The sequence below is a fragment of the Microcoleus sp. BM001215392 genome (genome assembly GCF_036700185.1).
Classification (GTDB): domain Bacteria; phylum Cyanobacteriota; class Cyanobacteriia; order Cyanobacteriales; family Microcoleaceae; genus Microcoleus.
Genome location: NZ_JAUBOJ010000499.1, coordinates 1 through 4,491, shown reverse-complemented (window position 1 = coordinate 4,491; position 4,491 = coordinate 1). Strand labels below are relative to the sequence as shown.

At 43.4% G+C, this 4,491-nt stretch carries 2 protein-coding genes and 1 tRNA gene; 2 read left to right on the top strand and 1 reads right to left on the bottom strand.

The genetic code is table 11. The annotated features are described in order from the left end of the window. The first annotated feature begins 450 nt into the window (after window positions 1–450). Both QT974_RS31475 and QT974_RS31470 read left to right on the top strand, forming a co-directional pair. Window positions 451–3,225 (top strand): Z1 domain-containing protein, encoded by a 2,775-nt coding sequence (locus tag QT974_RS31475; protein WP_333472303.1) that lies wholly within the window; start codon window positions 451–453, stop codon window positions 3,223–3,225. Beyond that, entirely contained in the window at window positions 3,222–4,232 is a 1,011-nt protein-coding gene (locus QT974_RS31470; RefSeq protein WP_333472302.1) for a PD-(D/E)XK motif protein, read from the top strand. Before QT974_RS31475 ends, QT974_RS31470 begins: the two co-directional genes overlap by 4 nt. 185 nt (window positions 4,233–4,417) lie before the next feature. Here QT974_RS31470 and QT974_RS31465 read toward each other — a convergent pair. After that, window positions 4,418–4,491 (bottom strand) — tRNA-Val (locus QT974_RS31465).

Here is a 4,491-nt window from a genome sequence, read left to right as displayed (position 1 = left end):
AAAAGAACACGGTTATGAGTGGTAGGCTGGATTACCGTAAAATCTTGAGATTTCCTAAGTGATATTAAAAAATATTATTACAATATTTAATTTGGTTATTATAACTTGTATTTTTTTGATTTAAAATGCCAATCATCTCCTAAATTACTGGAGAGTCCCTACTTTGAATTGTTAATCCTATATCCGTAAAACAAATACAAGCCTACTACGAGGCTAAGTCGGAAAGGGGCTAACCTAGCTTCAGGTACATTTAACAACTAGAATGGGTCAAGGTTGCATAAATCTACTGACACGGGGAAAAATTCTTGCCAGAGTCATAACAATATTTTACAATACTCACAGCAAGAGAGTAAACCTCATAAACGCTTACTTGCTATGGAGCCTTTGCAGCACTTTGAAGAACTGGTAGGCTGCCTACCTAATTGAGTAGACACATGGAGAATATCTAGAATGAACGACTACGATACGGCTCGTCAGGTGGCTCAAGCTTTTTTGAAGAGTGAATCGACACCCACCCGAGAAATCATTCAGGCAAAAGTCAAAATCGCCGTTGATTCAACCAGAACTAGCCAACAAAGCCGTACCGTTGAGGTAGATGAGGAAAAGCTCGTCCGGGAACTTGAAGGTCTTTTTAACATCTGGATGGGTCTAGGTACTGTACTAGAAGATAAAGATGGTCACATCCCCTGGTTGGCTGACCGCAACAGTGAAATCAATTGGGATTTCTGGAACCGTTATGAACGTTATCTGGAAGAAGACAAGGGCTGGGCACCAGCAACTACCAAAGGTTTAGATCAGTTGACAAACTCTATTCTTGAACGCCTAGAGGACCCTTTGCGTTCAGGATCTTGGGATCGGAGAGGAATGGTTGTTGGACAGGTTCAGTCTGGGAAAACAGCAAACTATACTGGTCTGATATGCAAGGCGGTTGATGCAGGATACAAACTGATTATTGTGCTTGCTGGTATGCAGGACAGCTTGCGGAGCCAGACACAGCTACGCCTAGACGAAGGTTTTCTGGGATATGACTCACAAGTACATAGAGCTTCGGCTCAAGAGAGTTCTTCCATTGGAGCGGGGCGAATTCCTGTTGGGAAGAGGCTGATTGCTGATTCAGCTACAAACAGTGCTAATAAAGGTGATTTTCATAAAAAAATAGCAGGTCAGTTTGGGGTATCCGCAGGGGGAGGAAAGCCACTATTGTTTGTTATTAAAAAGAATACAACTGTACTCAAAAATCTCCTACAGTGGGCTTTGCGTGGTGTGGACAAAGATGAAAAATTAGGAAAACGCATCGTCAGAGGAGTTCCCTTACTCGTCATTGATGACGAGGCAGATAATGCCTCGATCAACACAAATTCCTCACTGTTGGATGAAAATGGCAATATTCACGAAGAGGATGATGTTTCAGCAATCAATGGATTAATCAGGAACCTGCTTCACAGTTTTGAAAAGAGTGCTTATGTAGGTTACACCGCAACACCATTTGCTAATATCTTCATACACCCAGATACAGATAAAAAACATCCAGAATTTGGAGACGATCTCTTTCCACGTAATTTCATTATCAACCTACCTGCACCATCGAACTACATAGGTCCAGTGCAGGTATTCGGACTGGATACTGACCCGGCAATTGGGCTTGAATCATCAGAAGCCTTGCCTATCATAAGACGAGTGGAAGACCAAAAAGAATGGATGCCGGACAAACACAAAAAAGACCACGTTCCGGGTGAACTTCCAGGGTCTCTCAATCAGGCAATTAGGGCATTTATTCTTTGTTGCGCTGCAAGAATTGTGCGAGGACAGGAGAACGAACACAACTCAATGCTAGTTCATGTTGCCCGTTTTACGGCTGTCCAATCTGAGGTAACAAAGCAAGTCAAAGACGAGTTGACTTCCCTACAAAAACGACTGCGGTATGGGGACACTAACGCACCAGGCAAGCTAGAGGAAGAATTTGAGAAGTTATGGAAAGATGACTTTGTGCCAACCACTTCATCTATAATTTCATCCATATCCGATCCAGAACTAAAGTCAGTTTCTTGGGAAGAAGTCAAACCTTTACTGCACCGGGCGGTCTCTAAGATTCAGGTTAAGAAAATCAACGGCACAGCCAAGGATGTACTGGACTACTGGGAACACAAAGACAAAGGGTTAAGCGTTATTGCGATCGGCGGTGATAAATTGTCTCGTGGTCTGACTTTGGAAGGTCTGAGCGTCAGCTATTATCTCCGAGCATCAAAGATGTACGATACGCTGATGCAGATGGGTCGATGGTTTGGGTATAGACCGGGATATCTCGACCTTTGCCGATTGTACACAACTGATGAGTTGATAGAATGGTACGAACATATCACTATTGCCAGTGAGGAACTTCGGCAGGAGTTTGACGATATGGCTGATGCCGGAGCCACGCCTGAGGATTTCGGACTCAAAGTTCGTACGCATCCGGAGGGTCTGGAGATCACTGGGCCTAACAAGATGAAGACAGGCACTGTCATACAGTTATCCTACACTGGAAGACTCAGTGAAACTACCATCTTCTACAAGAATGAAAAGAAAAACCAGCAAAACCTTGAAGTTACTGAAGAACTACTGAAAAAAATTGGCTCGCATACCAGACAAGAAAAGCATAACTATATCTGGGAGCAGGTTTCTCCTGAAAAAGTCATTGATTTTCTGTCAGGTTATCAGTCTCACGATAATTGTAGACGGGCAAATACTTCACTCCTAGTCAAATACATCAAAGCTCAACTCCCGCATGAACTCTTTTTATGGACAGTTGTTCTTATATCAAATAAGAACTCAAAAAATACGTGGAACTTTGCTGGACATGCAGTTGGTCTAACTTTGCGTAAGGATACCTCGCCTGAATCTTCTCAGGAATATCGCCTAAGCAATTCTCGTCTCCTGAGTCCAAACGATCAATGGCTCGATCTCTCTCAAGAAACTCGTGACAAAATTCTCGATCTCACCAATAGGCGGCGAGCAGAAGCTGGTAAACCACCAAGTTATAGTAATACACCTGATGCAAAAATTGTGCGTTCCAAACGTTCCCCAAAAAACGGCTTACTGTTGATTTATCCACTAGATCCAGAAGTGATTACTTCTGAAATTCCTGTCATTGGTTTTGTACTCAGTTTTCCCGATAGCAAGAAAGCCGAGATGGTCGAATATAAAGTTAATTTTTTGTACTGGAAAGAGGAATTTGGTCAGCCATGACTGTTAAAAATACCTGGAAAATACTGGAGGAGGATACTTCAAGTGTACCTTCTGGCTATATCACCCGCCGCCTATTGCCAGAAGTTATATACGATGTTTATCTTGCTATTGAGAGACCTTCTAATGCACGTTTGCTGATGCTGCGGGTGACTCAAAAATCAATGGGAAAAGCCGCTGTTTTTCCTAATTCCAACTGCTTTGATGTTAGGCGTGTAGCCCTGGAAGGTGATCGTGATACCCATGTCACCCTGCAACTGGTACTTATTAACTCGCGTTACAGCGATATCTTTACAACATTAGTACAGGATATTGTTGATGCAATTGCCCCGATTGCTGATGAGCAAAACGCTGTAGTGTCATTCTTTACCCGTCTGCGGCGATGGCAAGCATTCTTAGAAAAACATAACGCCGAAGGACTGAGCCAAGCAGAACAGCAAGGATTATATGGTGAACTCTGGTTTCTGCGGCAGATGGTCATTCCTCAACTTGGATCTCGCCAAGGAGTCCAATCCTGGACAGGTGCAAAAGGAACTCAACAGGATTTCCAGTTTCAACACTGTGCTGTTGAAGTCAAAACTACTACAGCCAAACAGCATCAGAAACTAGCGATCGCCAGCGAACGCCAACTAGATAATACTGGCACTGGCACACTGATTTTACTGCACCTATCCCTCGATGCTAGACAAAAACGAGGTGAATCTCTACCGGATATTGTCGCCAGTCTTAGCTCACTTCTCGAAAATGACCCTATAGCCAAGGAACAATTAGAAACACTTCTTTTTGAAGTAGGCTATCTGGATATACATACTCCCCACTACGAACAAATTGGCTATACTTCACGAGAAGTTAACTATTTCAAAGTCGAGGGAGATTTTCCCAGAATTATTGAAGCGGATATCCGAAATGGGGTTGGCGATGTTCGTTACACCATCAGCGTTGCCGAGTGCCGACGCTTTTCAATACCAGAATTAGATGTAATTTCTCTAATCAGGGGTAGCCATGAGTGAACAAGTCAAATTAATTCAGTTTGCTGAAGACTTCAGGCAATTTTTCCCAGCCCTTTAACCGCTGGTGAATCACATCTAACCACACAGGTACAACAGGCAAACCCTCTTGCTAAAAGTCGATCGCCCTTACCACACAATCCAACACCAAAAACAACAAAACCCGCTACAACTAGCGGGTTTTGGGATGGACACAACTGGACTCGAACCAGTGACCCCTACGATGTCAACGTAGTGCTCTAACCAACTGAGCTATGCGTCC

What these genes read in the sequence shown, in the direction of transcription:
- QT974_RS31475 (WP_333472303.1), top strand. Translation starts at nt 451, where the DNA reads ATGAACGACTACGATACGGCTCGTCAGGTGGCTCAAGCTTTTTTGAAG.
- QT974_RS31470 (WP_333472302.1), top strand. Translation starts at nt 3,222, where the DNA reads ATGACTGTTAAAAATACCTGGAAAATACTGGAGGAGGATACTTCAAGT.